The sequence below is a fragment of the Streptomyces sp. NPDC107654 genome, assembly GCF_055639035.1.
In genome coordinates this window covers 128,956-155,780 of the sequence record NZ_JBVKBI010000018.1, presented here as the reverse complement: position 1 = coordinate 155,780, position 26,825 = coordinate 128,956, and the positions used below count along the sequence as shown (strand labels likewise).

Here is a 26,825-nt window from a genome sequence, read left to right as displayed (position 1 = left end):
GGTAGATGTCGCAATCCACACCGAACCCAGAAGGCCCTCACCTGTTCAAGCACCCAGCACGCGTGTCACCAACGTTCCGGGACAACACACCTAGGTCGTCCACGTAGGACCGCAGGACGTCCGGGTCGCCGACGGGCTCGTAGCCGTACTCCGCCGCCGCACGCAGCTGTGCGGCACGCCGGGGGTGGTAACCGGCGAACGCCCCGGCCATCTCCCGCAGGTCGCTGGTCCAGCCCTGCCAGCGGGGCATGACGAGCGTGAAACCGGTGCGTACGAGGTGCCGGGACATGAACCGTACGAGGGGCCGGCGGGCCTCCTCGGTGTCCGCGGCGGCGTCGATCCGTTCCCGCCAGCGTGGCAGCCGGCGCCCGAGGTCGCCGTTGGTCTCGCGGGCCAGCAGGGAGTCGGGACGGTAGCGGGGCAGGTGCGCGGCGAGGTCGTCGCCGAGCAGCGGGGTGCACAGGCAGGCGACGAACCAGGCCAGGTCGTACCGCTCCAGGTCGCTCAGCAGCCGCGCCCGGCTGTACAGCAGCGTGCCGACACCGTCGATCTGCCCGAACTCCGCGTCGAGCCCTTCGCCGAGGGCGCGTACGGCGGCCCGGTCGGCGTCGTCCGGTTCCTCGCGCAGGGCGACCAGCAGGTCCAGGTCGCTGCGGCCCACGCGCGCGGTGCCGCGCGGGATCGACCCGTAGAGGTAGGCGCTGTGCAGACGCGCGCCGAGGACGGCCGGCAGCCGGTCGCGGGCGGCGGCCACGACCGCGTGGAAGGCGGGCTGCACGCGCGCGAGGGAGCCTTCGCGGAGGAGGTACCCCTGTGCGTCGAGGCCTGGGCGGGGCGTGGTCCCGGGCGGGGGGCCGGCGTCGGCCAGGGGGCTGGTGCCGGGGGTGGGGGCGGTGGCGGGCATGGGACCACAGTGCCCTCCGCCCGGGTCCCGGGGCAGGCGGTTTTCCGGCGCGGGCGGGTGCCGGCCGGCCGCGGTCACGACAGCGGGGGCCTGCTTCCGGGAAGCGGGCCCCCGGGTCGTACGCCGGGGCCGGGGCCGGCGGGAGTGCCCGGCGAGCCCCTCGGGTCAGCGGGAGCGCTTGGCGAGCCGCTCCACGTCCAGCAGGATCACGGCCCGCGCCTCCAGGCGGAGCCAGCCGCGCTGGGCGAAGTCCGCCAGCGCCTTGTTCACGGTCTCGCGGGAGGCGCCGACCAGCTGGGCCAGCTCCTCCTGGGTGAGGTCGTGGACGACGTGGATGCCCTCCTCGGACTGCACGCCGAAACGGCGGGACAGGTCCAGCAGGGCGCGCGCCACACGGCCGGGGACGTCGGAGAAGACCAGGTCGGACATGGCGTCGTTGGTCTTGCGCAGACGGCGGGCGACGGCGCGCAGCAGTGCGCCGGCCACCTCCGGGCGGGCGTTCAGCCACGGCTGGAGGTCGCCGTGGCCGAGACCGAGCAGCTTGACCTCGGTCAGCGCGGTCGCGGTGGCCGTGCGGGGGCCCGGGTCGAACAGCGACAGCTCGCCGATCAGCTCGCCGGGGCCGACGACGGCGAGCATGTTCTCGCGGCCGTCGGGGGAAGTGCGGTGCAGCTTGACCTTGCCCTCGGTGACGACGTACAGCCGGTCCCCGGGGTCGCCCTCGTGGAACAGCGAGTCGCCGCGTGCGAGGGTCACCTCACTCATGGAGGCGCGAAGCTCCGCGGCCTGCTCGTCGTCGAGAGCCGCGAAGAGCGGGTTGCGCCGCAGAACGTCGTCCACGAGTTCTCTCCTTGTCGACCTGCTCAGGGGATCTTGCTCCCCCGTGTGCCAGGGGTCCGTGTTCCCCATTTTGCCGGACGGTCCGAACAGTGTGATCTGTCACAAGGATGCCGCACAGGTGTCCCGGGGTAAGCGTCAGGGGTCCAATCGGGGGCCGCTGGGACGGGCCCGGGGCGGATGACGGTGCCGGGCTTTAGGCTGGCCGGGTGTCCAAAACGCCGGTGAGAGCACAGGCCAAGGGGGCTGGGCGGGTGGTTGTACGTCGGGATTCCGCCGTGGGCGAACAGAGCCCCGGGGGAAGTAATAAAACAGGCAAATCAGCTGAAACGACTCCCGCCACCGGGGAGGAGGCTTCGACCGGGATGAAGGAGGCTTCGACCGGGGCGAAGAAGAGTCCGGCCGGGATGAAGAAGACTCCGGCCGCCGCCAAGAAGACCCCGGCCGCAGCCAGGAAAACGCCGTCCGCCGCGAAGGCCCCGGCCGCCGCGAAGAAGTCTGCCGCCGGAGCGAAGAAAACCCCCGCCGCCAAGAAGGCCCCCGCCGGCGTGACGAAGACTCCCGCCGTGGCGAAGAAGCCCCCCGTCGCCGTGAAGACGGACGCAGACGTCGAGAAGCCCGCCAAGAAGGCCGCCACGGTCAGGAAGATCGCCGTCACGCCGCCGTCCGGCGAGTCCTCCACCGCCCTGGTCCGACGCGCCCGCCGGATCAACCGCGAGCTGGCCGAGGTGTACCCGTACGCCCACCCCGAACTGGACTTCGAGAACCCCTTCCAGCTGCTGGTCGCCACCGTCCTGTCGGCACAGACCACCGACCTGCGCGTCAACCAGACCACCCCCGGCCTCTTCGCCAGGTACCCCACGCCCGAGGATCTCGCCGCCGCCAACCCCGAGGAGGTCGAGGAGATCCTGCGTCCCTGCGGCTTCTTCCGGGCCAAGACCAGGTCGGTCATAGGGCTCTCCAAGGCGCTCGTCGAGAACTTCGGCGGCGAGGTGCCCGGCAGGCTGGAGGAGCTGGTCACGCTGCCCGGCGTGGGCCGCAAGACCGCCTTCGTCGTCCTGGGCAACGCCTTCGGCCGGCCCGGGATCACCGTGGACACCCACTTCCAGCGGCTGGTGAGGCGCTGGCAATGGACCGACGAGACCGACCCCGACAAGATCGAGGCCGCCGTCGGCGCGCTCTTCCCGAAGAGCGACTGGACCGACCTGTCCCACCACGTCATCTGGCACGGCCGCCGTATCTGCCACGCCCGCAAGCCCGCCTGCGGCGCCTGCCCCATCGCACCGCTCTGTCCGGCCTACGGCGAGGGCGAGACCGACCCGGAGAAGGCGAAGAAGCTGCTGAAGTACGAGAAGGGCGGCTTCCCGGGGCAGCGGCTCAAGCCCCCGCAGGCGTACCTCGACGCGGGCGGCACCCCGGCGCCGCCGCTGGGGGCCGCGTGACGGAACGAACTCGGGGGCCTCGGACGCGGGAGACGGAACGATCTCAGCGGCCTTGGGCGGGGGAGTCGGAACGATCTCGGGGGCCCCGGGCGTTGGAGAGGGCAGAGCGACGGGGGTGGCGATGACGAGGGCAAGCGAGACACAGGGCGGTCCGGTGACGCTCAGCAAGGAAGGCCTGCCGGACTGGCTGGAGCCCGTCGTGCGGGCCGCCGAGACGGTCGAGCCGCTCCAGCTCAGCCGCTTCCTGCCACCGGAGAACGGCTCGGGCCGGCAGTCGGCCGTGCTGATCCTGTTCGGCGAGGGGGAGCGCGGCCCCGAGCTGCTGCTCATGGAGCGCGCGGGCTCGCTGCGTTCCCACGCCGGGCAGCCGTCCTTCCCGGGTGGCGCGCTGGACCCGGAGGACGGTGATCCGCAGGGCGACGGCCCTCTGCGGGCCGCGCTGCGCGAGGCACAGGAGGAGACCGGGCTCGACCCGTCCGGTGTGCAGCTCTTCGGCGTGCTGCCGCGGCTGTACATCCCGGTCAGCGGTTTCGTCGTCACGCCCGTGCTCGGCTGGTGGCGCGAGCCCAGCCCGGTCGGCGTGGTCGATCCGAACGAGACCGCACGGGTCTTCACCGTCCCCGTGGCGGATCTCACGGACCCCGCCCACCGCGCCACCGCCGTCCACCCCCGCGGCCACACCGGCCCCGCGTTCCTGGTCGAATCGGCCCTGGTCTGGGGGTTCACCGCCGGAGTGATCGACCGCCTGCTGCACTTCGCGGGCTGGGAGCGGCCCTGGGACCGGGGGCGCGAGGTCCCGCTCGACTGGCACGCATGACAGGGTGTCGCTTGTGAACGTGGTGGACATCCTGTTGCTGGTCGCGGCCGTGTGGTTCGCGGTCGTCGGCTACCGCCAGGGCTTCGTCGTCGGCATCCTGTCGGTGATCGGGTTCCTGGGCGGCGGCCTCGTCGCCGTGTACACGCTTCCCGTGATCTGGGACGCCGCGACCGACAAGGCGGACGTCGGCACCACCGCCGCCGTCGTCGCCGTGGTCGTCGTCATCGTCTGCGCCTCCATCGGCCAGGCCCTGACCACGCACCTCGGCAACAAGCTCCGGCGGTACATCACCTGGTCCCACGCCCGCACCCTGGACGCCACCGGCGGCGCGCTGGTCAACGTCGTGGCGATGCTGCTGGTCGCCTGGCTGATCGGCTCCGCCCTCGCCGGTTCGACCCTGCCGACGCTGCGCAACGAGGTCCGCGGCTCCCAGGTGCTCCACGGGGTTCGCAGGGCGCTGCCCGCCGAGGCCGACACCTGGTTCGCCGATTTCTCCGCGGTCCTCGCGCAGAACGGCTTCCCGCAGGTGTTCAGCCCCTTCGCCAACGAGCCCATCCCCGACGTCCGGCCGCCCGACCCGGCCCTCGCGCACAGCCCGGTCGCCTCCCGCGCCCAGCGCTCCATCGTGAAGGTCACCGGCACCGCCCAGAGCTGCGGCAAGGTCCTGGAGGGCACCGGCTTCGTCTTCGCCGACCGCCGCGTGATGACCAACGCGCACGTCGTCGGCGGGGTCGACGCGCCCCGGGTGCAGATCGGCGGAGAGGGCCGGAAGTACGACGCGCAGGTCGTGCTGTACGACTGGAAGCGCGACATCGCGGTACTCGACGTACCGGACCTGAGGGCGGGCGCGCTGCGGTTCACCACCCAGGACGCGACCGGCGGCGACGACGCGATCGTCGCGGGCTTCCCGGAGAACGGCGCGTACGACGTGCGCGCCGCGCGCGTGCGGGGGCGCATCGAGGCCGACGGCGCGGACATCTACCACCGCGGCACGGTCCGCCGGGACGTCTACTCCCTGTACGCCACCGTCCGTCCGGGCAACTCCGGCGGCCCCCTGCTCACACCGGACGGCAAGGTGTACGGCGTGGTCTTCGCCAAGTCCCTCGACGACGCGGACACCGGCTACGCCCTGACGGTGGACGAGATCCGGTCCGACATCGAGCGGGGCCGTACGGCGAACGAGCAGGTGGGTACGGACAGCTGCGCCCTGTAGGACCGTGCGGGGGCGTTCAGCCCCGCGGGTGACGCAGGCGCACCGAGACCCAGCGGGCCCGGCGGCGCAGGATGCGCGGGATTCCCACCCGGAGGTCCGCTTCCGCGAGTTGCGGGGTGCCGCGCTGAGCCGTGCTCAGGCCCGTGGCCGAGCGGCGGGTGCGGGGTGCGTCACTGTAGTCGTGCGTCCAGCCCATACCCCGACGTGTGCCCCCGCCCCAAGGTCCATAACCGCCCGCGCGCCCCCCAATTGGCCTATGCGGCAGGCATGTGGCCGTTCAGGGGACAACTGTTCAGGAACCGGATACTCCACGCACAGTTCCGACACCGTACCGTCACCGGTCGGGCTCGGGATCCCTGAGCCAGTTGATCAGCTCGGTGGAGAACGCCTGCGGGTCCTCCTCGTGCGGGAAGTGGCCGAGACCGTCGAACAGCCGCCAGCGGTACGGCGCTTCGACGTACTCGCCCGAACCGGCCGCGCTGCGCGTGCGGGCCACCGGGTCGAGCGAGCCGTGCAGATGCAGCGTCGGCACCCGCACCGGCCGCTTCATCCGGCGGTAGAACTGCACCCCGTCCGGGCGGGCCAGCGAACGCACCAGCCAGCGGTACGGCTCGATCGCGCAGTGCGCGGTCGAGGGGATGCACATGGCCCGCTGGTAGGTCTCCACGGCCGCGTCCTCCGGCGGCCGAGGGCCGGACCAGTCCCGGATCAGCCGGCCCGCCAGCGCGCCGTCGTCGGCGGTCAGTTGGCGCTCGGGGATCCAGGGCCGCTGGAACCCCCAGATGTAGGAGTTGGCGGCCGTCTGCCGGGCGTCCCGCAGCATCGCCGCGCGCCAGCGCCGCGGATGGGGCATCGACACCACCGCGAGGCGCCGTACGAGCTTGGGCCGCATGGCCGCCGCCGTCCACGCCAGATAGCCGCCGAGGTCGTGGCCGACCAGCGCCGCGTCCGGCTCGCCGAGCGAGCGGATGACGCCGGTGACGTCCAGCGCGAGGTTGGCGGGGTCGTACCCGCGGGGCGTACGGTCGCTGCCGCCGACGCCCCGCAGGTCCATCGCCACCGCCCGGTAGCCCGCGTCGGCGAGCGCGGTCAGCTGGTGCCGCCATGTCCACCAGAACTGCGGGAAGCCGTGCAGGAGCAGCACCAGGGGGCCGTCGCCGAGTTCGGCGATGTGGAAGCGCGCGCCGTTGGCGGCGACGTCCCTGTGACTCCAGGGACCTTCGATCCGTACGGCCGAGGGGGCTGCGGGGTCCGTCATGACGATGAGCGTGCCACAGCCTCGATGGCGGCGGGACCCTGTTCCTGGGGCAGCTCCCGGCGCGGGTGGGGCTTGGCGTTCTGCAGGACGCCCGCGGTCTGCTTCATCGAGGCGGCCACCTTCTGCGGGCCCTGGCCCTTCTTGGCCTTCTTCGCGAACGTCACGCCGATCAGGGCGAGGAGGCCGGCGACCAGGACGTTGGCCGCGAAGGACAGCAGGAAGCAGACGGCCAGGTTCCAGCCGCTCCAGGTCCGGATGCCGTACGCCAGCGCGAAGTTGAGCATCGGCAGGGAGAACACCAGCACCGCGCCCGCCACGGAGAAGGCGCCGCCGCTCATCGCGCCGCGCTTCACGTCCTGCTTCAGCTGGGCCTTGGCCAGCGCGATCTCGTCGTGCACCAGCGCCGACAATTCGGTCGTCGCCGAGGCGAACAGCTGGCCGATGCTGCGTTCGGCGCCGACCGGGCTGCCGTCGGGTGCGCTCATCGCGTTCTCCCTCAGAGGTCTCTCGTGGGTCCTACGTACCGTCTTGCGTACCGTCTTGATTTGTACCGTCTCGTCAGATCATGCCGGACGACCGTCCTCCTCGCCTGCCCCGCCCGGTACTTCGGCAAGCCCGTGGCGCCCCTCGGCCGCCCGCTCGGCGGCCAGCCGCCGGTGTTCGGCGGCCTTGCGCTCGTGGATCTCGGCCATCCGGAGGTGGTACGCCGGGTCGTCCTGCTCGTAGATGTCCGGAATGCCGTCGAGGTCCTCGTCACGCTCCTCCTCCGCGCACAGCCTGCGGTACTTGGCGTTGCGCAGCTTCAGCAGCACTGTGGCGCACACCGCCGCGATCAGCGAGCCGATGAGGACGGCCGCCTTCACCTCGTCGGTCAGCACCGTGTCGCCGTCGAAGGCCAGCTCGCCTATGAGCAGCGCCACCGTGAAGCCGATCCCGGCGAGCGACGCCACCGCGAAGACGTCGGCCCACGCCAGGTCCTCGCTGAGCTGCGCCCGGGTGAAGCGGACGGTCAGCCAGGTGCCGCCGAAGATGCCGAGCGTCTTGCCCACGACCAGGCCGAGCACCACGCCGAGCGTCTCCGGCCGGGTGAACACGTCCCCGAGCGCCCCGCCGGATATCGACACACCGGCGCTGAACAGCGCGAACAGCGGCACGGCGAGTCCGGCCGACAGGGGGCGCACCAGATGCTCGATGCGCTCGCCGGGTGAGCTCTCCTCACCCTCCCGGGTGGTGCAGCGCAGCATCAGGCCCATCGCCACACCGGCGATGGTGGCGTGCACGCCGCTGTTGTACATCAGCGCCCAGACGACGACCGCGAGCGGCACGTACACGTACCAGCCGCGTACGCCTCCGCGCAGCAGCAGCCAGAAGAGGGCGAGGCCGGCGGCGGCCCCGCCGAGCGCGGCGAGGTTCAGCCGGTCGGTGAAGAAGACCGCGATGATCAGGATCGCGAAGAGGTCGTCGACGACCGCGAGGGTCAGCAGGAAGGCGCGCAGGGCGCTGGGCAGCGAGGTGCCGATGACCGCCAGGACGGCGAGGGCGAAGGCGATGTCGGTGGCGGTGGGCACCGCCCAGCCCTGGGTGGAGCCGCCCCCGGTGACGCTGGTGAGCGTGTACACCAGCGCCGGTACGGCCATCCCGCACAGCGCCGCCGCCATGGGCAGCACCGCCGCCCTGGGGTCGCGCAGGTCGCCCGCCACCAGCTCGCGCTTCAGCTCGATCCCGGCGACGAAGAAGAACACGGCGAGCAGCCCGTCGGCGGCCCAGTGGGCGACGGAGAGGTTCAGCCCCAGGGCGCCGGGGCCGAGGTGGAAGTCGGTGACGGTCTCGTAGCCGTGCCGCAGGCCGGGTATGTTCGCCCAGGCCAGCGAGGCCAGGGCGGCGAGGAGCAGCAGGACGCCGCCGACGGTCTCGGTGCGCAGGGCGTCCGCGACGAAGGTCCGCTCGGGCAGGGACAGACGGCCGAGGACCTTGCGGGCGACGGTGCGGGAGACGGTGCGGGGCGCGGTCACGGGAGACCTCCGGGGCAGGCGGAATTCACTTGCCGACCAGACTTCCCGGCGCACCGTGCGTGCCGCGTCGTACGGCACTTTGTTTACTTTACCTAAAATGCTGGCGCGGGGCCCGGTGGCGCCGTTCCGGTGACGCGGCCCTGGTGACGCGGGTCTGATGACGCGGTCTGGTGACGCGGCCCTGGTGACGCGAGTCTGGTGATCTTCACCGTAGACGCCCGAGGGGCACCCGGCACGTTCGCCGTCCGGGTGCCCCTCGGGGGGACGCTCAGTCCCGTGTCGCTCAGTCCTCGCTGAGCATCCGCTCAGTCCTCGCTGGGCGCCGCGGGCAGCTTGGCCTGGATCAGGTCCATGACCGTGGAGTCGGTCAGCGTGGTGACGTCACCCAGCTGGCGGTTCTCGGCGACGTCCTGCAGCAGCCGGCGCATGATCTTGCCGGAGCGGGTTTTCGGCAGCTCGGCCACCGGCAGGATCCGCTTGGGCTTGGCGATCGGGCCGAGCGTGGCACCGACGTGGTCGCGCAGCTCGCCGAGGAGCGCCTCGTTCTCCGAGGCGGTGCCGCGCAGGATCACGAAGGCGACGATGGCCTGGCCGGTGGTCTCGTCCGCGGCGCCCACCACGGCGGCCTCCGCGACCGACGGGTGCGAGACCAGCGCCGACTCCACCTCGGTGGTGGAGATGTTGTGCCCGGACACGAGCATCACGTCGTCCACCCGGCCCAGCAGCCAGACGTCCCCGTCGTCGTCCTTCTTCGCCCCGTCCCCGGCGAAGTACTTGCCCTCGAAGCGGGACCAGTAGGTGTCGAGGAACCGCTGGTCGTCACCCCAGATGGTGCGCAGCATCGACGGCCACGGCTCGGTCAGGACCAGGTAGCCGCCACCGCCGTTCGGCACCTCGTTCGCCTCGTCGTCGACGACGGTGGCGCTGATGCCGGGCAGCGGACGCTGGGCGGAGCCCGGCTTGGCCTCGGTGACGCCGGGCAGCGGCGAGATCATCATGGCGCCGGTCTCGGTCTGCCACCAGGTGTCCACGACCGGCGTCCGGTCGGCGCCGATGTGCTTGCGGTACCAGATCCACGCCTCGGGGTTGATGGGCTCGCCCACCGAGCCGAGGACACGCAGGGAGGACAGGTCGAACTTGGCGGGGATGTCGTCGCCCCACTTCATGAACGTCCGGATCGCGGTCGGCGCGGTGTAGAGGATCGTGACCTTGTACTTCTGCACGATCTCCCAGAACCGGCCCTGGTGTGGGGTGTCCGGCGTGCCCTCGTACATGACCTGCGTCGCGCCGTTGGCCAGCGGACCGTACACGATGTACGAGTGCCCGGTGACCCAGCCGACGTCGGCCGTGCACCAGAACACGTCCGTCTCCGGCTTGAGGTCGAAGACCGCCCAGTGGGTGTAGGCCGTCTGGGTGAGGTAGCCGCCGGAGGTGTGCAGGATGCCCTTCGGCTTCCCCGTCGTACCGGAGGTGTAGAGGATGAACAGCGGGTGCTCCGCCTCGAACGCCTCCGGGGTGTGCTCGGCGGACTGGCGGCCCACCAGTTCGTGCCACCACAGGTCGCGGCCCTCGGTCCAGGCGACCTCCTGGCCGGTACGGCGCACCACCAGGACGTGCTCGACGTTGTCGACCTTGCCGACCGCCTCGTCCACGGCCGGCTTGAGCGCGGACGGCTTGCCGCGCCGGTAGCCGCCGTCGGAGGTGATGACGACCTTGGCGTCCGCGTCCTGGATCCGGGTCGCGAGCGCGTCGGCCGAGAAGCCGCCGAAGACGACCGAGTGGGCCGCGCCGATCCGGGCCGAGGCCAGCATCGCGATCGCGGTCTCCGGGATCATCGGCATGTAGATGGCGACCCGGTCGCCCTTGCGCACACCCAGCTCCAGCAGGGCGTTGGCGGCCTTGGAGACCTCGTCCTTCAGCTCCGCGTAGGTGATCGCGCGGCTGTCGCCGGGCTCCCCCTCGAAGTGGATGGCGACGCGGTCCCCGTGCCCGGCCTCCACATGCCGGTCCACGCAGTTGTACGCGACGTTCAGCTCACCGTCCTTGAACCACTTCGCGAACGGCGGGTTCGACCAGTCCAGCGTCTCGGTCGGTTCCTTGGCCCAGGTCAGCCGGCGGGCCTGCTCGGCCCAGAAGCCGAGCCTGTCAGCCTTGGCCTGTTCATACGCCTCCGCGGTGACGTTGGCGTGCGCTGCCAGGTCGGCGGGCGGCGCGAACCTGCGTTCTTCCTTGAGCAGGTTGGCCAGGCTCTCGTTGCTCACGACATCTCCCTTTCCAAGGGTGTCCGTTGTGTCCCAGGCCACAGCTCATCAGACGCGGGGGGCGAATGACAAGGGTCGACCGAAAAATTGGTTTAGACCTGTCTCGGACTCGTCGCCCGCACCCGCCCGTATGCCCCCTCACCTCCCTCGACGCTTCCCTCGGCACCGTCGCCGACGCCACAGCCCGCACCTCCGCCTACGCGCTCCGCGACATCCTCGAACACCGTTCCCCCTTCTGTACGTGCGAGCAGGTACGCCTGTGCCTCGCCCACGTGGAAATACATGCCGTGCAGCTCCAGCCGGCTCCGTTCCAGTGCCCGGGCGACCGGTGGGTGCGCTCGCAGGTGCTCCAGCTGCTGGACCACGTTGGTCAGGCAGAGCAGCTCCACCGCGTCCGCGGCGTCCCGCCCGGCCAGCCGGGCCCGGTGCCGGCCGTCGCCGGACATCCGGGCCAGACTCGGCAGCCCGTGCCGCAGCCACCGCCGCAGCGGGGTGACCTCCTGCCCGGTTCCGCCGGCCAGCAGTGCCTGCATCGCCCCGCAGCCCGAGTGTCCGCAGACGGTGATGGAGCGGACCCCGAGCACCTCCACCGCGTACTCGATGGCGGCGGCCACCGAGTCGTCGCCGTGCTCCCCGTCGGGCGGTGGCACCAGGTTGCCGACATTGCGGACGACGAACAGATCGCCCGGACCACTGGCGGTGATCATCGACGTGACGAGCCGGGAGTCGGCACAGGTGAGGAAGAGCTGGGACGGGCGCTGGCCCTCCCGGGCGAGCCGCGCCAGCTCCTCCCGGACCAGCGGCGCGGTGTTCCGCTGGAACGAGCTGATGCCACGGGCCAGTTCGTGGCCGGCCTCCTGGCCCGTCGGAGCGGCGGGGGCCGCGGTGAAGCAGGACTGGTGGTTGCGCCAGGGGGTCCAGGGGCGGCACCTGCACCCGGTGGCCGGGGCCCGCTCGGCCGCCCGGATTCCGCCGCGCCGGCCCGTCAGTTCGGCCGTGCCTCCCCGTGCGGTGTGGGCACTGCGCCAGTCCTGCAGTGACTCGTACGCGGCGTGGTCCATGAACGAACCGTCCAGCTCCACGACGACGCGGGCGCCTTGGGGTACGAGATGCAGGGCTCTGCTGAGCCGGGGCACCGCGAGGAAGGTCAGCTGACCTCGGACACGTACGTGATGGACTCCTTCCTTCTCTTCGTGGGTGATACGGGTGCGGGCGAGGCGGCGCAGGGCGAGCGCGACCGCCACGGCGACCCCGAGGAGCACGCCCTGCAGGACGCCGAGGAGCGCCACGCCGAGTGTGGTCGCGGCGTAGACCGGCACTTCGCGGTGGCGCGTCACCGTGCGGATGTGGTGCAGGGACACCATCTGGATGCCGACGGCCATCACCAGGGCGGCGAGGGAGGCGAGCGGGATCTCCTCCAGGACCGGGACCATCAGCAGCGCGGCGACTACTACGAGAACGCCGTGCAACATCGTGGAGTTCCGGCTGAGCGCACCCGATTTCACATTCGCGGTACTGCGCACGGCCACCCCCGCGATCGGCAGTCCGCCGAGGGCTCCGGAGACGATGTTGGCGGCCCCCTGGCCGAGCAGCTCGCGGTCCAGGTCGGAGCGGCCGAGACGGGACTGTGGGCCGGGACCGGACCGCGGGTTGGGCCGGGACTGCGGGTTGGGCCGGGACTGCGGGTTGGGCCGGGACTGCGGGTTGGCGTGGGGCTGCGGGCCGGGGCGGGTGGCGATCAGCTTGTCCACGGCCACCGCGCCGAGCAGTGACTGCACGCTGCACACCAGGGTCGTGGTGAGCACGGCGGCCACGACGCCGAGTACCGGGCCCTCGGGCAGTCCGGCCAGGGCGTGGCTGTGCCAGGAGGGCAGTTCGACCCGGGGCAGGGCGAGGCCCGCCAGGCCGGCGGTCGCGGCGGCTCCGGTGACGGCGACCAGGGCGGCCGGCACCCTGCGCAGCAGCCGTCCGGGGCGGCCGGGCAGGCGCGGCCAGGCCAGCAGCAGGGTCAGGGTGAGCACGCTCATCGCCACGGCGGCTGGGTGCAGGTGTGCCAACTGGGCGGGCAGAGCCCGCACATTGGCGAGGACGGAGCTGTCGGGGCTGCCGCCGAACACGATGTGCAGCTGGGCGACGGCGATGGTGATGCCGATGCCGGCGAGCATGCCGTGCACCACGGCCGGGCTGACCGCGAGTGCCCCGCGCGCCACCCGCAGGCAACCGAGGCCTAGCTGGGCGAGACCGGCGAGGACGGTGATGCCGCAGGTCGCCCGCCATCCGTAACGGTGGATCAGGTCGGCGGTGACCACGGTGAGTCCGGCGGCCGGCCCGCTGACCTGGAGCGGGCAGCCGCCCAGCCGGCCGGCCACGATCCCGCCGACCGCGGCGGCGACGAGTCCGGCCTGGAGCGGGGCTCCGGTGGCCAGGGCGATGCCGAGGGAGAGCGGCAGGGCGATCAGGAAGACCGCGACGGCCGCGGAGACGTCGGCGCCGGCCACGGAGAAGCGGCGGCGAGCGGGTGCGGGGGTGTGCGGCGGGTGGGGGTGCTGGATGTGCGGGGGTGCGCAGGCTGACATGTTCCCGTCTCCTCCGGGGCGGCGCGGTCGCGGACTGGGTGGGGGCTCGCGGCGATGGGCGGGCTCGGTCGCGGCCGTGGGTCACGGCATGCAGCGGCGGGATGGAACTACGCTCGGTAAAAGAACCGTAATGCCAAGTAAAGCTAGAGCATAGTTTTCCGGGGCAAACGGGTCACCGGATCGCTCACTGGGGTGAAGCGAGCATTTCATCGGCTTGTCGTACTAATTCCTTCTCGGCTCCATGGGACCTTGGCCGCGCTGCCGGTACAAGCCCGGCACATCACCACAGAACGGCCCTCGTCAGCGTGTGCCTGAGAGAAGGAAGAAGGTGGGCGGAACATGGCCGCCACCCAGAGGATCGCCGTCGGCGCCATGGTCGCCGCGGCCTGTGCGGCGTCGCTCGCCGGTTGCGCGACCGACTCCAGCGGCACGAAGGAAGGGGCGCCCGGCCCGGACCAGGGGGCGCCGGCGCCAGGCAGTGTGCTGCGGTTGATCGGCGACGGATCCACCGCGTACACCGGCTCCCAGCCGCATCTGCCCAGGCCCGAGCGCCTGAGCCCCGGACAGAAGCCCCCGCAGTTCGTCGTGTTCTCGTGGGACGGCGCGGGTGAGGACAGCCAGAGACTGTTCTCGCACTACCGCAAGGTCGCCAAGGAGAACAACGCGACGATGACGTACTTCCTCAGCGGCGTGTACATGCTGCCGAAGGAGAAACGCGACCTGTACAAGCCGCCCCAGCACGACCCGGGCAGTTCCGACATCGGCTTCAACGACGAGCAGGGCATCACCGACACCCTGAAGCAGGTCCGGCTGGCCTGGCTGGAGGGCAACGAGATCGGCACCCACTTCAACGGCCACTTCTGCGGACCCGACGGTGGGGTCGGCACCTGGTCGGTGGACGAGTGGGAGAGCGAGGTGGCCCAGGCGAAGGAGTTCGTGAAGTCCTGGAAGACGAACACCGGGATGAAGCAGGCGGCCCCGCTGCCCTTCGACTACGACAAGGAGCTGATCGGCGCCCGCACCCCCTGCCTGGAGGGACGGAAGAACTTCGTGAAGGCCGCCCGTCGGCTCGGCTTCCGCTACGACTCCAGCGGAGTCAACGACCAGGTGTGGCCCAAGAAGAAGGAGGGCCTGTGGGACCTGTCGATGCAGCTCGTGCCGTTCCCGGGCCACACCTATGAGCAGTTGACCATGGACTACAACTTCATGGTCAACCAGTCCGGCACCGAAACCCAGGGCGACCCCGACAAGTTCGACTACTGGGGCGACCAGATGCGCGACGGCCTCCTCAAGGGCTTCTACCGCGCCTACGACGGCAACCGCGCGCCTCTGATCATCGGCAATCACTTCGAGTCCTGGAACGGCGGCACCTACATGCGCGCCGTCGAAGAGGTGGTGAAGGAGGTGTGCACCAAGCCGGAGGTGCGCTGTGTCTCCTTCCGTCAGCTGGCCGACTGGCTGGATGCCCAGGACCCGAAGACCCTGGCGAAGCTGCGTACTCTGGAGGTCGGCGAGGCGCCCCGGCAGGGTTGGGCGTCCTTCCTGTCCGGCCGCCCGGCTCCGGCGCCCAAGGGCGTGCCCGGGGCGCCGCCGGCGGACAAGCCGTAACTCCCGGGCCGGTATCGACCGGAGAGTCAGGCCGGCGTCAGGCCCGAGTCAGGCCGGCGCCAGGCCGACGTCGGACGGGAGTCGGGTCGGCGCCAGACCGGGATCAGACCGGGATCAGGCCGGCGTCAGACCGGTGTCGCCACACTCTCGCCGAGCACGAAATGGGGGTCGACCTGCGCCGCCAGGTCGACCCCGGTGCGCTCGTTGCCCCACGACTCGGCGTTCTTCAGGTGGAAGTGCACCATCTGGCGGGTGTACCGCTCCCAGTCGCGCCGCTCGTAGGTGGCGTCGACGGTGGCCCGAAGCGTGCCCAGGGCGCGGGCGTTGGCCTCTTCCAGGAGGTCGAACCGGGGCGGGCGGCCCTTCTCCATGGCGCGTACCCAGTCCGAGCGCCCGACCGTCACGAGCAGGTCCTCGCCGACCTCCGCGCGCAGGAAGTCGATGTCGTCCGGCTCCTGGATCTTGTTGCCGACGACCTGCAGGGCCACGCCGAAGTCGCGGGCGTACTCCTTGTACTGGCGATAGACGGAGACCCCCTTCCGGGTCGGCTCGGCGACGAGGAACGTCATGTCGAAGCGGGTGAACATGCCGGAGGCGAAGGAGTCCGAACCGGCGGTCATGTCGACCACCACGTACTCGTCGGGGCCGTCGACGAGGTGGTTCAGGAACAGCTCCACCGCTCCCGTCTTGGAGTGGTAGCAGGCGACCCCCAGGTCGGCGTCCGTGAAGGGGCCCGTGACCATCAAACGGACGGCGCCGCCGTCGAGTTCCACCGGACGCGCGCAGGCGTCGTACACCGGGTTTGGCTCGCGCACGCCCACAAGCCGCGAACCCTCGCCGGGTGGCGTGGTCTTGATCATCGTCGCGGCCGAGGCGATGCGCGGGTTGCTGCCGCGCAGGTACTCCTTGATCAGCGGCAGCTGTTCGCCCATCGCGGGCAGCGCCGCCGACTCCTCCTCGCCGAGGCCGAGCGCGGGGCCGAGGTGCTGGTTGATGTCCGCGTCGATGGCGACCACCGGGGCACCGGCAGCTGCGAGATGGCGGATGAAGAGGGACGAGAGCGTGGTCTTGCCGCTGCCGCCCTTCCCGACGAAAGCAATTTTCATGTTCACGAAGCGTAGTCGTCTCATGGCTGTGCGTGTCAGTGGAACGTGAAGAAGACCACTCCTTCGTGGGGTCGGCCGGTGAGTGCGTAGTGTCGTACTCATGAGTACGACAGGCGCGACCGCCGACCCTCTCTCGGCGCTGGGTGCGCTGCCCGGCGTGGCCGAGTCCGTTGAGTCCGTGCGCAAGGCCGTGGACCGGGTGTACGGGCACCGGATCATGCGACGCCGCAGCAACGCGATCACCTCGGAGGCCGCCCTGCGCGGCGCCCGCGGCTCGGCGGCGCTGTCCGGCGCGGACTGGGCCCTGGAGGAAGTGCGTCGGCGCACCGACTTCGGTGCCGACCCCGAGGCCCGCGTCGTGGGCGCGGCCCTGCGGCTCGGCGCCGAGGCGGGGCAGCTGCTGTCCATCTGGCGCCAGTCGCCGCTGCGGGTGCTGGCCCGGCTGCACCTGGTGGCCGCCGCGACCGGTGACGACCAGGTCGGCAGGCCGCGCCAGGCCGGCGAGCCGGTGGACGAGCCGTTGATCGAACTGCCGTTGCCGCAGGCCGAGGAGGTCTCGGGCCGGCTGGAGGGGCTGGCGGACCTGATCATCGCCGGTACGTCCGCGCCCGCGCTGGTGACGGCCGCCGTGGTCCACGGTGAACTCCTTGCGCTGCGGCCTTTCACGTCCCACAACGGCCTCGTCGCGCGCGCGGCCGAGCGGATCGTGCTGATCGGCAGCGGACTGGACCCGAAGGCGATCTGCCCGGCCGAGGCCGGCCACGCCGAACTGGGCCGCGCCGCCTACCTGGCGGCCCTGGACGGGTACGTCTCCGGCACGCCCGAGGGCATGGCGGCCTGGATCGCCCACTGCGGCCGGGCGGTGGAGCTCGGCGTACGGGAGTCGACCGCGGTGTGCGAGGCCCTGCAGCGCGGCGCGGCCTGAGGAGGCGTCCGGAGGGGGAGGCGAGAGCTCCGGGAAAAGGGTTGCGGCGGTACGAATGCTCGTACCGCCGCTGGCATGCTCACCGAGTTACCAAGCGTCCTCGATATACGCCCATCAGGCCGGGGTGCTTTGCCCGTCACCTGGTGCGGCTGGCCCGTAATCGACGGGTCGACGTCGCGTGGGTGCCCGGTGTTCATGCGGGGTCCGTGGGGCCAAGTGCGTAGTGGTAGGGGATCCTCGCGGATGTCCTTTGGTCTCGCGGGCCTGACTTCTTTGTACCGCGGGCCGGGAGGAAGTGGAACCCCAGCCCACACTTCTTTACTTTTAGGTTCAAACGACGTGAAATCGGCCCCGCTCAGGCGGTGCCCCGGCGTCGGCTGGCGTACCAGACGAGGCCGGCGGTCGCCGCCGCCGCTCCCACGGCCGCCGCCGCGACCAGGGCCGGGCGCGGCGGGACGGAGAACGCGGGGAGCCGCTTCTTGAGCGGGACGGGGCGACGGAAGGCCAGAACCGGCCACCCGCGCGCGAGTGCCTCGCGGCGCAGGGCGCGGTCCGGGTTCACCGCGTGCGGGTGCCCGACCGACTGGAGCATCGGCAGGTCGGTCGCCGAGTCGCTGTAGGCGTAGCAGCGGTCGAGGTCGTAGCCCTCGGACGCGGCCAGCTCCCTGACGGCCTCGGCCTTGGTCGGGCCGTAGGCGTAGTACTCCACCTCCCCGGTGAAGCAGCCGTCCTCGCCGACGACCATGCGGGTGGCGACCACCCGGTCCGCGCCCAGCAGCTCGCCGATCGGCTCGACCACCTCCGCGCCCGAGGTGGACACGATGACCACGTCCCGGCCGGCCGCGTGGTGCTCCTCGATGAGGGAGGCGGCCTCGTCGTAGATGATCGGGTCGATCAGCTCGTGCAGGGTCTGGGCGACGATCTCCCGCACCTGCTGGACGTTCCAGCCGCGGCACAGCGCGGAGAGGTACTCGCGCATCCGCTCCATCTGGTCGTGGTCCATGCCGCCGACCAGGAAGACGAACTGGGTGTACGCGGTGCGCAGAGCGGCCCTGCGGTTGATCAGCCCGCCTTGGTAGAAGGACTTGCTGAAGGTGAGGGTGCTCGACTTCGCAATGACCGTCTTGTCCAGGTCAAAGAAGGCCGCTGCACGGGGCAAGGAGTGGTTTTCCACGCCCCTGAGCATAGGCGCCCACCATTCGGCGTAAGGTGGGGCGCGTGGGTTTGCCTGAGAGGGCTCTCGGGTACACCATGGAAGTCACGGATCGTTCGCGACCGTGCTAACCCGGTCCGACTCCTCCCCCCCCGAGTCGGCCGTGGGGACGACCCCCGCTCTCCCCCCCGGCGGGGGTCGTCGCATGTCCGGGTACGTTTTCCCGCTTCTCCTCTTTCTTTCCGCGGTCGTACGGCCGGCAGTGCGCCGCCGTGGCCGCGCCTTCGGCATGCCCGTAATCCGCTACGCAGCGTAACCGACAGGCTGCTCTGTGGAAGTCGCACGCGGATTGGTACAGGGGTCACCGCTAAGGGTGACGGAGATATTCACAGGGCCTGGGTCGTCCACAGTTTTCCACCAAGATCCACATGATTTCGCGGATCGCTGCACCGTGATTCCAGCGCACTCCCGCCGCCGCTGAGTTCATGGCCGGTTCCGTTTGCCGGAGTGCGTATGGCCGGTCCTGTCGGCCGTTCATTTGGAGGCCGCTTGCCGGTTCTCACACCTGGGGGAATCGCGTGGCCACGAGGGCTGCGCGGCCCACGCAGCGAAGGGGGAACATCCATGACCGGAACCGTCACCCACGACCCGCCGCCCGGCTCGGCGGAGCGGCCCGGACGACCGCTCATCGTCACCGAGGACGCCGTACTCCTGGACGATTTGCTGCGCCTGTGCGCCGCGGCGGGCGCCACTCCGGAGGTCCACCACGGTGTACCGGAATCCGGCGACGGCTGGGCGACCGCCCCGCTCGTCCTCATCGGTGACGACGCCGCCCGCCGGGTGCGCGGGGCCGCCCGCCGCCCCGGTGTGGTGCTGGTGGGCCGCGACCAGGACGACTCGGGGGTGTGGAAACGAGCCGTCGAGATCGGTGCCGACCACGTCCTGATGCTCCCCGACGGCGAGGCGTGGCTGGTCGACCGGATCGCCGACGTCGCCGAGGGCGTCGGCCGCCCTGCCCTCACCGTCGGGGTGATCGGCGGCCGGGGCGGCGCCGGCGCGTCGACGCTCGCGTGCGCGCTCGCCGTCACCTCCGCACGCGAGGGACTGCGCACCCTCCTTGTGGACGCCGATCCGCTCGGTGGCGGACTCGACGTACTCCTCGGCGGCGAGAGCGCCGAAGGGCTGCGCTGGCCCGCCTTCGCCGCCTCCCGGGGCCGGGTCGGCGGCGGTGCCCTGGAGGAGTCGCTGCCCGAGCTGCACTCCCTGCGCCTGCTCAGCTGGGACCGCGGCGACTGCGTGGCCGTTCCGGCACCCGCGGTCCGCGCGGTGCTGGCCGCCGCCCGGCGGCGCGGCGGCACGGTCGTGGTCGACCTGCCCCGCCGGCTCGACGACGGGGTCGCCGAAGCCCTCGCCCAGCTCGACCTCGCCCTGCTCGTCGTCCCGGCCGAACTGCGGGCGCTCACCGCCGCCGGCCGCGTCGCCTCCGCCGTCGGCATGGTCGTACGCGATCTGCGGGTCGCGGTCCGCGGACCGTACGCACCCGGCCTGGACGGCCACGAGGTGGCCCGGCTGCTCGATCTGCCGCTGGCCGGGGAGGTGCCCGTCGAACCGGCGCTGCTGCGCCCACGGGGCGGCGCGAAACCCCCGGGAGCGACCGGGCGCGGTCCGCTCGCCCGCTTCTGCGGGACCTTCTGGGAGCGCGCACTGGTCGAGGCGGGAGGCATCCGATGACCCTGCCCGGACTCGACCGGGCCGACGGTGCGGCCCTGCTCGACGGCGTCCGTCGCCGGCTCGCCGAGAGCGGTGCCGAACCCACCCCCGCCCGCGTGGCCCAGGCGCTGCGGGAACAGGGCCGGGTGCTCGGCGACGCGGAGATCCTCGGCGCGGCCGCACACCTGCGGTCCGAGCTGGTCGGCACCGGCCCGCTGGAGCCGCTGCTCGCCGACCCGGATGTGACCGACGTCCTGGTCTCCGCGCCGGGCCGGGTGTGGGTGGACCGTGGCGGCGGCCTGGAGCTGACCCCGGTGACCTTCCCCGACGCGGCGGCCGTACGACGTCTCGCGCAGCGGCTGGCCGCCGTCGCCGGACGCAGGCTGGACGACGCCCGGCCCTGGGCGGACGCCCGGCTGCCCGACGGCACCCGGCTGCACGCGGTGCTGCCCCCGGTGGCCGTCGGCTGCACCTGCCTGGCCCTGCGGGTGGTACGGCCCCGGGCCTTCACGCTGGAGGAGCTCGTCGCGGCGGGCACGGTTCCGCCGGGCGGTGACCGGATCCTGCGGGCGCTGCTCGCGGCCCGGCTGTCCTTCCTCGTCAGCGGCGGCACCGGATGCGGCAAGACGACCTTGCTGAGCGCCCTGCTGGGGCTCGTCGGGCCGGGGGAGCGGATCGTGCTCGCCGAGGACTCGGCCGAGCTGAGGCCTGACCATCCGCACGTCGTCCGGCTGGAGACCCGACCGGCCAACCAGGAGGGCGCCGGCCTGGTCACCCTGGAGGACCTCGTGCGGCAGGCGCTGCGGATGCGGCCGGACCGGCTGGTCGTCGGCGAGGTGCGCGGGCCGGAGGTCGTCCACCTGCTCGCGGCCCTCAACACCGGCCACGAGGGCGGCTGCTGCACGGTCCACGCCAACGCCGCCGGGGATGTCCCCGCCCGGCTGGAGGCGCTGGCGACGGCCGCCGGGCTTGACCGGGCCGCGCTCCACAGCCAGTTGGCGGCCGCCCTCTCGGTGGTGGTGCACCTGGTACGGGACCGGTCCGGGCGGCGCCGGATCGCCGAGATCCATGTGCTGGAGCGGGACGCCACCGGGCTGGTGCGGACGGTACCGGCGCTGCGCTGGGGCGAGCGGGCGTTCGTGCGGGAGCGGGGGTGGGAGCGGTTGCGGCACCTGCTGGGCGAGCCGGCGGGGGCCGGGAGCGGGTGAGGGGCGGCGGGGGCGGTGGTCGGTTCGTTCGCAGGCGAGCGCGCGGTGTGGGCCGGAGGGGGGTGGGTGGTGAGGGCTGCGGTGGGTCCGCTGTGTGGGCCGGAGGGGAGTGCGCGGGGAGGGCCGGGGTGCAGTCGGCGGTGGGGTCGGGCGTGAGGTTCCGAGGCGACGTTGGGAGTGAGGGAAGAGGTGACCGAAGTGATCGGTGAGACGTCCATGGCGGCTGCGTTGGTCTGTCTCGGTGCGCTGGTCTGGACGCAGGGCGGACGGCACTACGGGGTGCGGCGGGCGCGGCTGTTGATGGCCGGCGGTGGGGTGGTGGCGACCGGGCCACCCGCCTGGGAGCAGGCCGTCGCGGAACTGCGGCTGCGGTGCGGCCGGTGGGGAGTCGAGTGGTGGGCGCTCCTCGCCGGACTGGTGGTCGCCCTGCTGGGCGCCTCGGTGATCCCGGCCGTCGCGGGGGCGGCCGGGGTGCCGGTGCTCCGCCGGGTACGGCTGGCGCGGCAGGCCCGGCTGGTCCGGGAACGGCGGATGGACACGGTGATCGCCCTGTGCGGGGCGCTCGCCGGGGAGGTGCGGTCGGGGCGGCAGCCCGGGGAGGCGCTGCTGCGGGCCGCGCGGGACTCCGGCGGACTCGGTGACGCGCAGGCCGCCGTGGTGGCGGCGGCCAGGTTCGGCGGAGACGTGCCCGGTGCGCTCGCCGCGGCGGCGCGGCAGCCGGGCGCCGAGGGCCTGCTCGGACTGGCCGCCTGCTGGCGGGTGGCCGTGGACCAGGGCGCCGGACTCGCCGCCGGCCTGGACCGGCTGGACGGGGCCCTGCGTGCCGAGCGCGATCAGCGGGCCGACCTGCGCGCCCAGTTGTCGGGCGCCCGCGCCACCGCGGTCCTGCTCGCCGCGCTGCCCACCCTCGGGCTGCTCCTCGGCACGGCCCTGGGCGCGGACCCGCTGCGGGTCCTGCTGCACACCGGAGCCGGCCTCGGCTGCCTGACGGCCGGGGCGGTGTTCGAGACGGCAGGGATGTGGTGGGCGGTGCGGATCGTGCGGCGGGCGGAGGCGGTGTGAGGCGAGGTGGGTGCGGAGGCGAGGTGAGCGTGGAGGCGGTGCGAGCAGGTGGGTGCGAAGGCGGTGCGAGCGAGGTGGGCGGGATGAGCAGAGCGGTGCACGGGTCCGAAAGGCGGGGAAAGGGGCGCGCGACATGAGTGAGGAAGTCATCCACAGGCTGGGGATGACGGCGGCCGTGGTGCTGACCCTCGGGTGGGGTGCCCGGCGACTGGAGCTGGCGCGGCGGCGACGGCGGGCGCGGCGCCGGATGGCGGAGCTGTTGGGACTCGACGTACCCACGACTGCGAAGCCCCTGGTGGTCCCGGGCGTGGTGCGGCGGAGGCTGCCTCCGGTCGCCGCGGGGTGCGGCGTGTGGGTGCTGGTCGGCGGAGTCGCCGGGGTCGTGCTGGGGCTGGGCGTCGGCGTCGGGATCGCACGGTGGCGGGCCCGGCAGGCCTCGTCGGCCGGCCGGGAAGAGGCGATCGGAACCGTCGAGGCCACGCGCCAACTCCCGCTCGCCGCCGACCTGCTGGCCGCCTGCATCACCGCGGGTGCCGGCCCGGTGGTCGCCGCCCAGGCGGTCGGGGAGGCGCTCGGCGGCCCCGTGGGGCAGGCGCTGGCGCGGGGCGCGGCGGAGGTCCGGCTCGGTGGTGAACCGGCGCACGCCTGGCGGAACCTGGCCGCGCTCCCGGGTGCGGGGCTGCTGGCGCGGCTGTTGGAGCGGGCCGACGAGTCCGGGCTGCCCGCTGCCGGCCCGGTCAGCCGTCTCGCGTCGGACGCGCGCGCGGAGTGGGCGCGTACGGCGACGGTACGGGCGCGCCGGGCGGCGGTTCTGATCTCCGCGCCGGTCGGCCTCTGCTTCCTGCCCGCGTTCATCGCGGTCGGGGTGCTCCCCGTCGTGATCGGACTGGCGGGCGGGCTGATGGAGGGGAGGTGAGGCGGGCGGGAGCGGACACGGGCGTGCAGAGGGATGTAGGGCGAGTGCCGAAGAAATCGACGACAGACGAGAACCTCACGGGGGTTGAAATGTTCAGCAAGATCAGGAAAGCGGCGGTCCGGTTGCGCGGGGCGGGTCGGCAGGACACCGGAATGGTGACGTCCGAGTACGCCATGGGGATCATCGCGGCCGTCGCGTTCGCGCTGATGCTCTACAAGGTCGTGCACAGCGGCCAGGTGCAGGCGGAGTTGCAGGCGATCGTGAAGCGGGCCCTCGGTGCGCGGATGTGAGCGAGGCGGAGACCGCGGGTTCGTTACCGCGGAGGCGGCCATGGTCCTGTCCGTGCTGGTGGCGTTCACCATGGCGCTGGTCTGGATGCTGCTCGTGGCGGCGGCACAGATCAGGTGCGTGGACGCGGCCCGCGCGGGCGCCCGGGCCGCCGCCCGTCAGGATCCGGCCGAGGTGGTGGTCACGGTGACCCGGGAAGCGGCACCGCGGGGAGCGCGGGTGACCGTCGCACGCGAGGGCGACCGGGTCCGGGTGACGGTGGTGGCCAGGCCGCCGCTGCTGAACGGGGTGCCGTTCGAACTACGGGAGGAGGCTGTGGCGTCGGCCGAGGAGTCGGTGGCGGAAGTGGGGGCCGGGGACGGTGCGGAAGGGCCGGGAGGGGTGCGTGAGGGTGGGGGACTGGGTTCCTGAGGGACCGGAGCGGAAGGACCTCGACCGGGGATCCGCCACCGTCTGGAGTCTGGGGCTGATCGCCGTGCTGTGCGTGGTGTTCGGCGCCGTGCTCGCTCTCGGGCAGGCCGTCGTCGTACGGCACCGGGCGGCCGGCGGTGCCGACCTGGCCGCGCTCGCGGCGGCGGACCACTGGGCCGAGGGCGGCACGGCGGCCTGCGCCCGGGCCGGGCGGCTGGCGGCGGCCCAGGGGGTGCGGTTGGTGCGGTGCGCGATCGAGGGAGACACCTCGGACGTGACGGCGGCCGCGGGGCGGGGGCTGTTCGCGGCGGAGATCAGGGCGAGAGCGGGCCCGGCGGGGCCGGTACCGCCTGGCGCGCCGGACGGGACCAGGTTCGTACCGTCGGCCGCCGTACCCGCGGCGCCCGCGGTCCCCGCCCCGGGAGGCGGCGAGCAGCCAGGGCCGTGAGCAGACTCCCACCCCGGCGGTGCCCACCCGGCGGTGCGACCGGCGGTGCCGACTGGGCGGTGCGACCGGCGGTGCCGACCGGGCGGTACCGCCACCCAGCCCCTCGCCCGGCCCTTGCGAATCCCCTGCTCGCCGCCGGCCTTACCCGCCCCCCGCCGGCTCCCCCTCCGCATCCCCGCCCGGCTTCTCCTCCGGCGCCCCCCGCAGCAGTGCCGTGAGGAGCCGTACCGCACCCCGCTTGTGCAGGGGATCGTTGCCGTTGCCGCACTTGGGGGACTGGATGCAGGACGGGCAGCCGGAGTCGCACTCGCAGGAGGCGATGGCCTCGCGGGTGGCGGTGAGCCAGGCGCGGGCGGTGTGGAAGGCGCGCTCGGCGAAGCCCGCGCCGCCGGGGTGGCCGTCGTAGACGAAGACCGTGGGCAGGAGGGTGTCGGGGTGCAACGGGACCGACACGCCGCCGATGTCCCAGCGGTCGCAGGTCGCGAAGAGGGGCAGCATGCCGATGGAGGCGTGCTCGGCGGCGTGCAGGGAGCCGCCGAGGATCTCCGGGGTGATCCGGGCCTCGTCCAGCTGGTCCTCGGTGACCGTCCACCACACCGCGCGGGTGCGCAGCGTACGAGGAGGGAGGTCGAGCTTCGTCTCGCCCAGCACTTCGCCGGTGATCAGGCGTCTGCGGAGGTAGGAGACCACCTGGTTGGTGACCTCGACGGAGCCGTAGCAGAGGCGGCCGGCGCCCCAGGGGACCTCGGTGTCGGTGTCCAGGATGGAGATCGCCGTGGTGTCGCGGGCGACCGTCGAGTAGGGCGGATCGGCCTGTTGGACCAGGGCGACGGAGTCCTCCAGGTCGAGGGCGCGCACCAGGTAGGTGCGGCCCTGGTGCAGGTGGACGGCGCCCTCGTGGACCGTGGAGTGCGCGGAGCCCGCGTCGACGGTGCCGAGAAGGCGGCCCGTGCCGGACTCGACGACCTGCACCGGACGGCCGCCGGCGCCGCGGATGTCGGTGAGGTCGGCGGCCCGCTCCCGGCGGGTCCAGTGCCAGGCCCTAGTACGGCGGCGGAGCAGCTTCGCGGCCTCCAGCTGCGGCAGCACGTCCGCGCAGGTGGGACCGAAGAGCTCCAGGTCCTCCTCGGTCAGCGGCAGCTCCGCGGCGGCCGCGCACAGGTGCGGGGCGAGGACGTAGGGGTTGTCGGGGTCCAGGACGGTCGATTCCACCGGTCGGTCGAACAGGGCCTCGGGATGATGGACGAGGAAGGTGTCCAGCGGGTCGTCGCGGGCGACGAGGACCGCGAGGGCGCCCTGGCCGGAGCGGCCCGCGCGGCCCGCCTGCTGCCACAGGGAGGCGCGCGTGCCCGGGTAGCCGGCGATGACCACCGCGTCCAGGCCCGAGACGTCCACGCCCAGCTCCAGGGCCGTCGTGGCGGCGAGGCCGAGGAGTTCACCGGAGTGCAGGGCGCGTTCCAGGGCGCGGCGCTCCTCGGGGAGGTAGCCGCCGCGGTAGGCCGCGACACGCCGGGCCAGGGAGCGGTCGACCTCGGCGAGTCTCTCCTGGGCGATCACCGAGACGAGTTCGGCGCCGCGCCGGGAGCGGATGAAGGCGACCGAGCGCACGCCCTGCACGGCCAGGTCGGTCAGCAGGTCGGCGGTCTCGGCGGTGGCGGTACGCCGTACGGGTGCACCCTTCTCGCCCTGCAGTTCGGTGAGCGGGGGTTCCCAGAGGGCGAAGACCAGCTCGCCGCGCGGGGAGGCGTCGTCGGCGACCTCCACGACCGGCAGGCCGGTCAGCCGGCGGGCGGCGACCGCGGGTTCGGCGGCGGTCGCCGAGGCCAGCAGGAACACGGGAGAGGAGCCGTAGCGGGCGCACAGGCGGCGCAGCCGGCGCAGCACCTGGGCGACGTGGGAGCCGAAGACGCCCCGGTAGGTGTGGCACTCGTCGATGACGACGTAGCGGAGGGACTTCAGGAAGGAGGACCAGCGCGGGTGGGAGGGGAGTATCCCGCGGTGCAGCATGTCGGGGTTGGTGAGGACGTAGTTGGCGTACTGGCGGATCCACTCGCGTTCCTCGAACGGGGTGTCGCCGTCGTACACGGCTGGGCGTACCGAGGTGCCGAGAGTTTGTGAAAGTTCCTTCACCGATCGGCACTGGTCCGCCGCGAGCGCCTTGGTGGGGGCCAGGTAGAGGGCGGTGGCGCCGCGGCCGTTCGGGGCCTCGGCACCGTCCAGGAGGGTGGACAGGACGGGCATCAGATAGGCGAGGGACTTGCCGGAGGCGGTGCCGGTGGCGACGACCACCGAGTCACCGTCCAGGGCGTGCTCCGCGGCCAGCGCCTGGTGCGCCCAGGGGTGCTCGATGCCGCAGGCCTGCACGGCCGCGATCACCTCGGACCGAATCCGGTGAGGCCAGACGGCATGGCGGCCCGCCCGCGGGGGCAAGTGCTCCGTATGAGTGATGCGCGCAGCCCGGCTCGGCCCGGAGGCGAGCCGGTCCAGGACCGTGCCCGGAGACGGGCGGGACGCCGCGTGGGCCTGGGATCGATCGGATCGGTGATTCTTGGCCATTGGCACCGAGTGTGTCACTGGCGTGACGGACAATGGAGTTAAGGCGTCGTGCACGCCCGCCCGTAAGTGATTGAATGCCATCGCGGCTGGCGAAGCGTCCCGGGGGCCGCAAGC

At 72.6% G+C, this 26,825-nt stretch carries 23 protein-coding genes; 12 read left to right on the top strand and 11 right to left on the bottom strand.

All coding sequences use genetic code 11. The annotated features are described in order from the left end of the window. Positions 1-37: 37 nt before the first annotated feature. Complete coding sequence (locus tag ACZ7N4_RS27955; RefSeq protein WP_471362928.1) at positions 38-904, bottom strand: nucleotidyltransferase domain-containing protein; 867 nt, start codon at positions 902-904, stop codon at positions 38-40. Between the two features lie 165 nt (positions 905-1,069). After that, on the bottom strand, positions 1,070-1,744 hold the full coding sequence (locus ACZ7N4_RS27950) for a Crp/Fnr family transcriptional regulator (protein WP_014674022.1): 675 nt from the start codon (positions 1,742-1,744) through the stop codon (positions 1,070-1,072). Positions 1,745-2,148: 404 nt separating this feature from the next. Between ACZ7N4_RS27950 and nth the strand changes: the two genes are divergently transcribed. From nth to ACZ7N4_RS27935, 3 genes are all read left to right on the top strand, one after another. After that, entirely contained in the window at positions 2,149-3,183 is a 1,035-nt protein-coding gene (gene nth, locus ACZ7N4_RS27945) for an endonuclease III (protein WP_471362945.1), read from the top strand. Between the two features lie 121 nt (positions 3,184-3,304). Next, complete coding sequence (locus tag ACZ7N4_RS27940; RefSeq protein ID WP_471362925.1) at positions 3,305-4,000, top strand: NUDIX hydrolase; 696 nt, start codon at positions 3,305-3,307, stop codon at positions 3,998-4,000. Between the two features lie 13 nt (positions 4,001-4,013). Further along, positions 4,014-5,213, top strand: coding sequence for a MarP family serine protease (locus ACZ7N4_RS27935; protein ID WP_471362943.1), 1,200 nt, complete (start codon positions 4,014-4,016; stop codon positions 5,211-5,213). A gap of 16 nt (positions 5,214-5,229) precedes the next feature. Here the strand turns inward: ACZ7N4_RS27935 and ACZ7N4_RS27930 are convergent, their stop codons facing one another. The 6 genes from ACZ7N4_RS27930 to ACZ7N4_RS27905 all read right to left on the bottom strand — a co-directional run bounded on the left by ACZ7N4_RS27930 (position 5,230) and on the right by ACZ7N4_RS27905 (position 13,320). After that, positions 5,230-5,409 carry a hypothetical protein gene (locus ACZ7N4_RS27930; protein WP_471362922.1) on the bottom strand — a complete coding sequence of 60 codons (180 nt, stop codon included), beginning with the start codon at positions 5,407-5,409 and terminating at the stop codon, positions 5,230-5,232. A 138-nt stretch (positions 5,410-5,547) separates the two neighbouring features. After that, a complete protein-coding gene (locus ACZ7N4_RS27925) occupies positions 5,548-6,471 on the bottom strand; it encodes an alpha/beta fold hydrolase (RefSeq protein WP_471362920.1) in 924 nt (307 codons plus the stop codon). Next, a complete protein-coding gene (locus ACZ7N4_RS27920) occupies positions 6,468-6,956 on the bottom strand; it encodes a phage holin family protein (protein WP_471362917.1) in 489 nt (162 codons plus the stop codon). The genes ACZ7N4_RS27925 and ACZ7N4_RS27920 overlap by 4 nt, the downstream gene beginning before the upstream one ends. Before the next feature lie 78 nt (positions 6,957-7,034). Further along, complete coding sequence (gene nhaA, locus ACZ7N4_RS27915) at positions 7,035-8,483, bottom strand: Na+/H+ antiporter NhaA (protein ID WP_471362915.1); 1,449 nt, start codon at positions 8,481-8,483, stop codon at positions 7,035-7,037. Between the two features lie 305 nt (positions 8,484-8,788). Further along, positions 8,789-10,744, bottom strand: coding sequence for an acetate--CoA ligase (acs, locus tag ACZ7N4_RS27910; protein ID WP_471362912.1), 1,956 nt, complete (start codon positions 10,742-10,744; stop codon positions 8,789-8,791). Between the two features lie 92 nt (positions 10,745-10,836). Further along, on the bottom strand, positions 10,837-13,320 hold the full coding sequence (locus tag ACZ7N4_RS27905) for a SulP family inorganic anion transporter (protein WP_471362910.1): 2,484 nt from the start codon (positions 13,318-13,320) through the stop codon (positions 10,837-10,839). A gap of 339 nt (positions 13,321-13,659) precedes the next feature. Here ACZ7N4_RS27905 and ACZ7N4_RS27900 point away from each other — a divergent pair, with 339 nt between their 5' ends. Next, positions 13,660-14,928: a polysaccharide deacetylase family protein gene (locus tag ACZ7N4_RS27900; RefSeq protein ID WP_471362908.1), complete on the top strand. Its 1,269-nt coding sequence runs from the start codon at positions 13,660-13,662 to the stop codon at positions 14,926-14,928. Positions 14,929-15,053: 125 nt separating this feature from the next. Here the strand turns inward: ACZ7N4_RS27900 and ACZ7N4_RS27895 are convergent, their stop codons facing one another. Further along, positions 15,054-16,034, bottom strand: a complete 981-nt coding sequence (locus tag ACZ7N4_RS27895) for an ATP-binding protein (protein WP_471362905.1) — start codon at positions 16,032-16,034, stop codon at positions 15,054-15,056. A gap of 100 nt (positions 16,035-16,134) precedes the next feature. Between ACZ7N4_RS27895 and ACZ7N4_RS27890 the strand changes: the two genes are divergently transcribed. Continuing rightward, positions 16,135-16,959 (top strand): Fic family protein, encoded by an 825-nt coding sequence (locus tag ACZ7N4_RS27890; RefSeq protein ID WP_471362903.1) that lies wholly within the window; start codon positions 16,135-16,137, stop codon positions 16,957-16,959. A 355-nt stretch (positions 16,960-17,314) separates the two neighbouring features. Here ACZ7N4_RS27890 and ACZ7N4_RS27885 read toward each other — a convergent pair whose 3' ends face one another. After that, positions 17,315-18,145, bottom strand: coding sequence for an HAD family hydrolase (locus ACZ7N4_RS27885; protein WP_471362900.1), 831 nt, complete (start codon positions 18,143-18,145; stop codon positions 17,315-17,317). A 591-nt stretch (positions 18,146-18,736) separates the two neighbouring features. On the opposite strand from ACZ7N4_RS27885, the gene ssd reads away from it, so the two are divergent. From ssd to ACZ7N4_RS27850, 7 genes are all read left to right on the top strand, one after another. Next, positions 18,737-19,843 (top strand): septum site-determining protein Ssd, encoded by a 1,107-nt coding sequence (gene ssd / locus ACZ7N4_RS27880; RefSeq protein ID WP_471362898.1) that lies wholly within the window; start codon positions 18,737-18,739, stop codon positions 19,841-19,843. After that, positions 19,840-21,030 (top strand): TadA family conjugal transfer-associated ATPase, encoded by a 1,191-nt coding sequence (locus ACZ7N4_RS27875; protein ID WP_471362895.1) that lies wholly within the window; start codon positions 19,840-19,842, stop codon positions 21,028-21,030. The genes ssd and ACZ7N4_RS27875 overlap by 4 nt, the downstream gene beginning before the upstream one ends. Before the next feature lie 216 nt (positions 21,031-21,246). Then, on the top strand, positions 21,247-22,092 hold the full coding sequence (locus ACZ7N4_RS27870) for a type II secretion system F family protein (RefSeq protein WP_471362940.1): 846 nt from the start codon (positions 21,247-21,249) through the stop codon (positions 22,090-22,092). Positions 22,093-22,225: 133 nt separating this feature from the next. Next, entirely contained in the window at positions 22,226-23,008 is a 783-nt protein-coding gene (locus ACZ7N4_RS27865; protein ID WP_471362892.1) for a type II secretion system F family protein, read from the top strand. An 89-nt stretch (positions 23,009-23,097) separates the two neighbouring features. Continuing rightward, a complete protein-coding gene (locus ACZ7N4_RS27860) occupies positions 23,098-23,298 on the top strand; it encodes a DUF4244 domain-containing protein (RefSeq protein ID WP_471362890.1) in 201 nt (66 codons plus the stop codon). Further along, a complete protein-coding gene (locus tag ACZ7N4_RS27855) occupies positions 23,285-23,707 on the top strand; it encodes a TadE family type IV pilus minor pilin (RefSeq protein WP_471362887.1) in 423 nt (140 codons plus the stop codon). The genes ACZ7N4_RS27860 and ACZ7N4_RS27855 overlap by 14 nt, the downstream gene beginning before the upstream one ends. Further along, complete coding sequence (locus tag ACZ7N4_RS27850) at positions 23,682-24,155, top strand: Rv3654c family TadE-like protein (RefSeq protein ID WP_471362885.1); 474 nt, start codon at positions 23,682-23,684, stop codon at positions 24,153-24,155. Before ACZ7N4_RS27855 ends, ACZ7N4_RS27850 begins: the two co-directional genes overlap by 26 nt. Positions 24,156-24,296: 141 nt before the next feature. Here ACZ7N4_RS27850 and ACZ7N4_RS27845 read toward each other — a convergent pair whose 3' ends face one another. Beyond that, the gene (locus ACZ7N4_RS27845) at positions 24,297-26,792 is read right to left on the bottom strand and encodes a DEAD/DEAH box helicase (protein WP_471362882.1); all 2,496 of its coding nucleotides are present in this window, start codon (positions 26,790-26,792) and stop codon (positions 24,297-24,299) included. Between the last annotated feature and the right edge of the window lie 33 nt (positions 26,793-26,825).

Coding starts and splice junctions, on each gene's coding strand:
- ACZ7N4_RS27955 (WP_471362928.1), bottom strand. CDS start 904: ATGCCCGCCACCGCCCCCACCCCCGGCACCAGCCCCCTGGCCGACGCC.
- nth (WP_471362945.1), top strand. CDS start 2,149: ATGAAGAAGACTCCGGCCGCCGCCAAGAAGACCCCGGCCGCAGCCAGG.
- ACZ7N4_RS27940 (WP_471362925.1), top strand. CDS start 3,305: ATGACGAGGGCAAGCGAGACACAGGGCGGTCCGGTGACGCTCAGCAAG.
- ACZ7N4_RS27930 (WP_471362922.1), bottom strand. CDS start 5,409: ATGGGCTGGACGCACGACTACAGTGACGCACCCCGCACCCGCCGCTCG.
- ACZ7N4_RS27925 (WP_471362920.1), bottom strand. CDS start 6,471: ATGACGGACCCCGCAGCCCCCTCGGCCGTACGGATCGAAGGTCCCTGG.
- ACZ7N4_RS27920 (WP_471362917.1), bottom strand. CDS start 6,956: ATGAGCGCACCCGACGGCAGCCCGGTCGGCGCCGAACGCAGCATCGGC.
- ACZ7N4_RS27905 (WP_471362910.1), bottom strand. CDS start 13,320: ATGTCAGCCTGCGCACCCCCGCACATCCAGCACCCCCACCCGCCGCAC.
- ACZ7N4_RS27900 (WP_471362908.1), top strand. CDS start 13,660: ATGGCCGCCACCCAGAGGATCGCCGTCGGCGCCATGGTCGCCGCGGCC.
- ACZ7N4_RS27895 (WP_471362905.1), bottom strand. CDS start 16,034: ATGAAAATTGCTTTCGTCGGGAAGGGCGGCAGCGGCAAGACCACGCTC.
- ACZ7N4_RS27890 (WP_471362903.1), top strand. CDS start 16,135: ATGAGTACGACAGGCGCGACCGCCGACCCTCTCTCGGCGCTGGGTGCG.
- ACZ7N4_RS27885 (WP_471362900.1), bottom strand. CDS start 18,145: ATGCTCAGGGGCGTGGAAAACCACTCCTTGCCCCGTGCAGCGGCCTTC.
- ssd (WP_471362898.1), top strand. CDS start 18,737: ATGACCGGAACCGTCACCCACGACCCGCCGCCCGGCTCGGCGGAGCGG.
- ACZ7N4_RS27875 (WP_471362895.1), top strand. CDS start 19,840: ATGACCCTGCCCGGACTCGACCGGGCCGACGGTGCGGCCCTGCTCGAC.
- ACZ7N4_RS27870 (WP_471362940.1), top strand. CDS start 21,247: ATGGCGGCTGCGTTGGTCTGTCTCGGTGCGCTGGTCTGGACGCAGGGC.
- ACZ7N4_RS27865 (WP_471362892.1), top strand. CDS start 22,226: ATGAGTGAGGAAGTCATCCACAGGCTGGGGATGACGGCGGCCGTGGTG.
- ACZ7N4_RS27860 (WP_471362890.1), top strand. CDS start 23,098: ATGTTCAGCAAGATCAGGAAAGCGGCGGTCCGGTTGCGCGGGGCGGGT.
- ACZ7N4_RS27845 (WP_471362882.1), bottom strand. CDS start 26,792: ATGGCATTCAATCACTTACGGGCGGGCGTGCACGACGCCTTAACTCCA.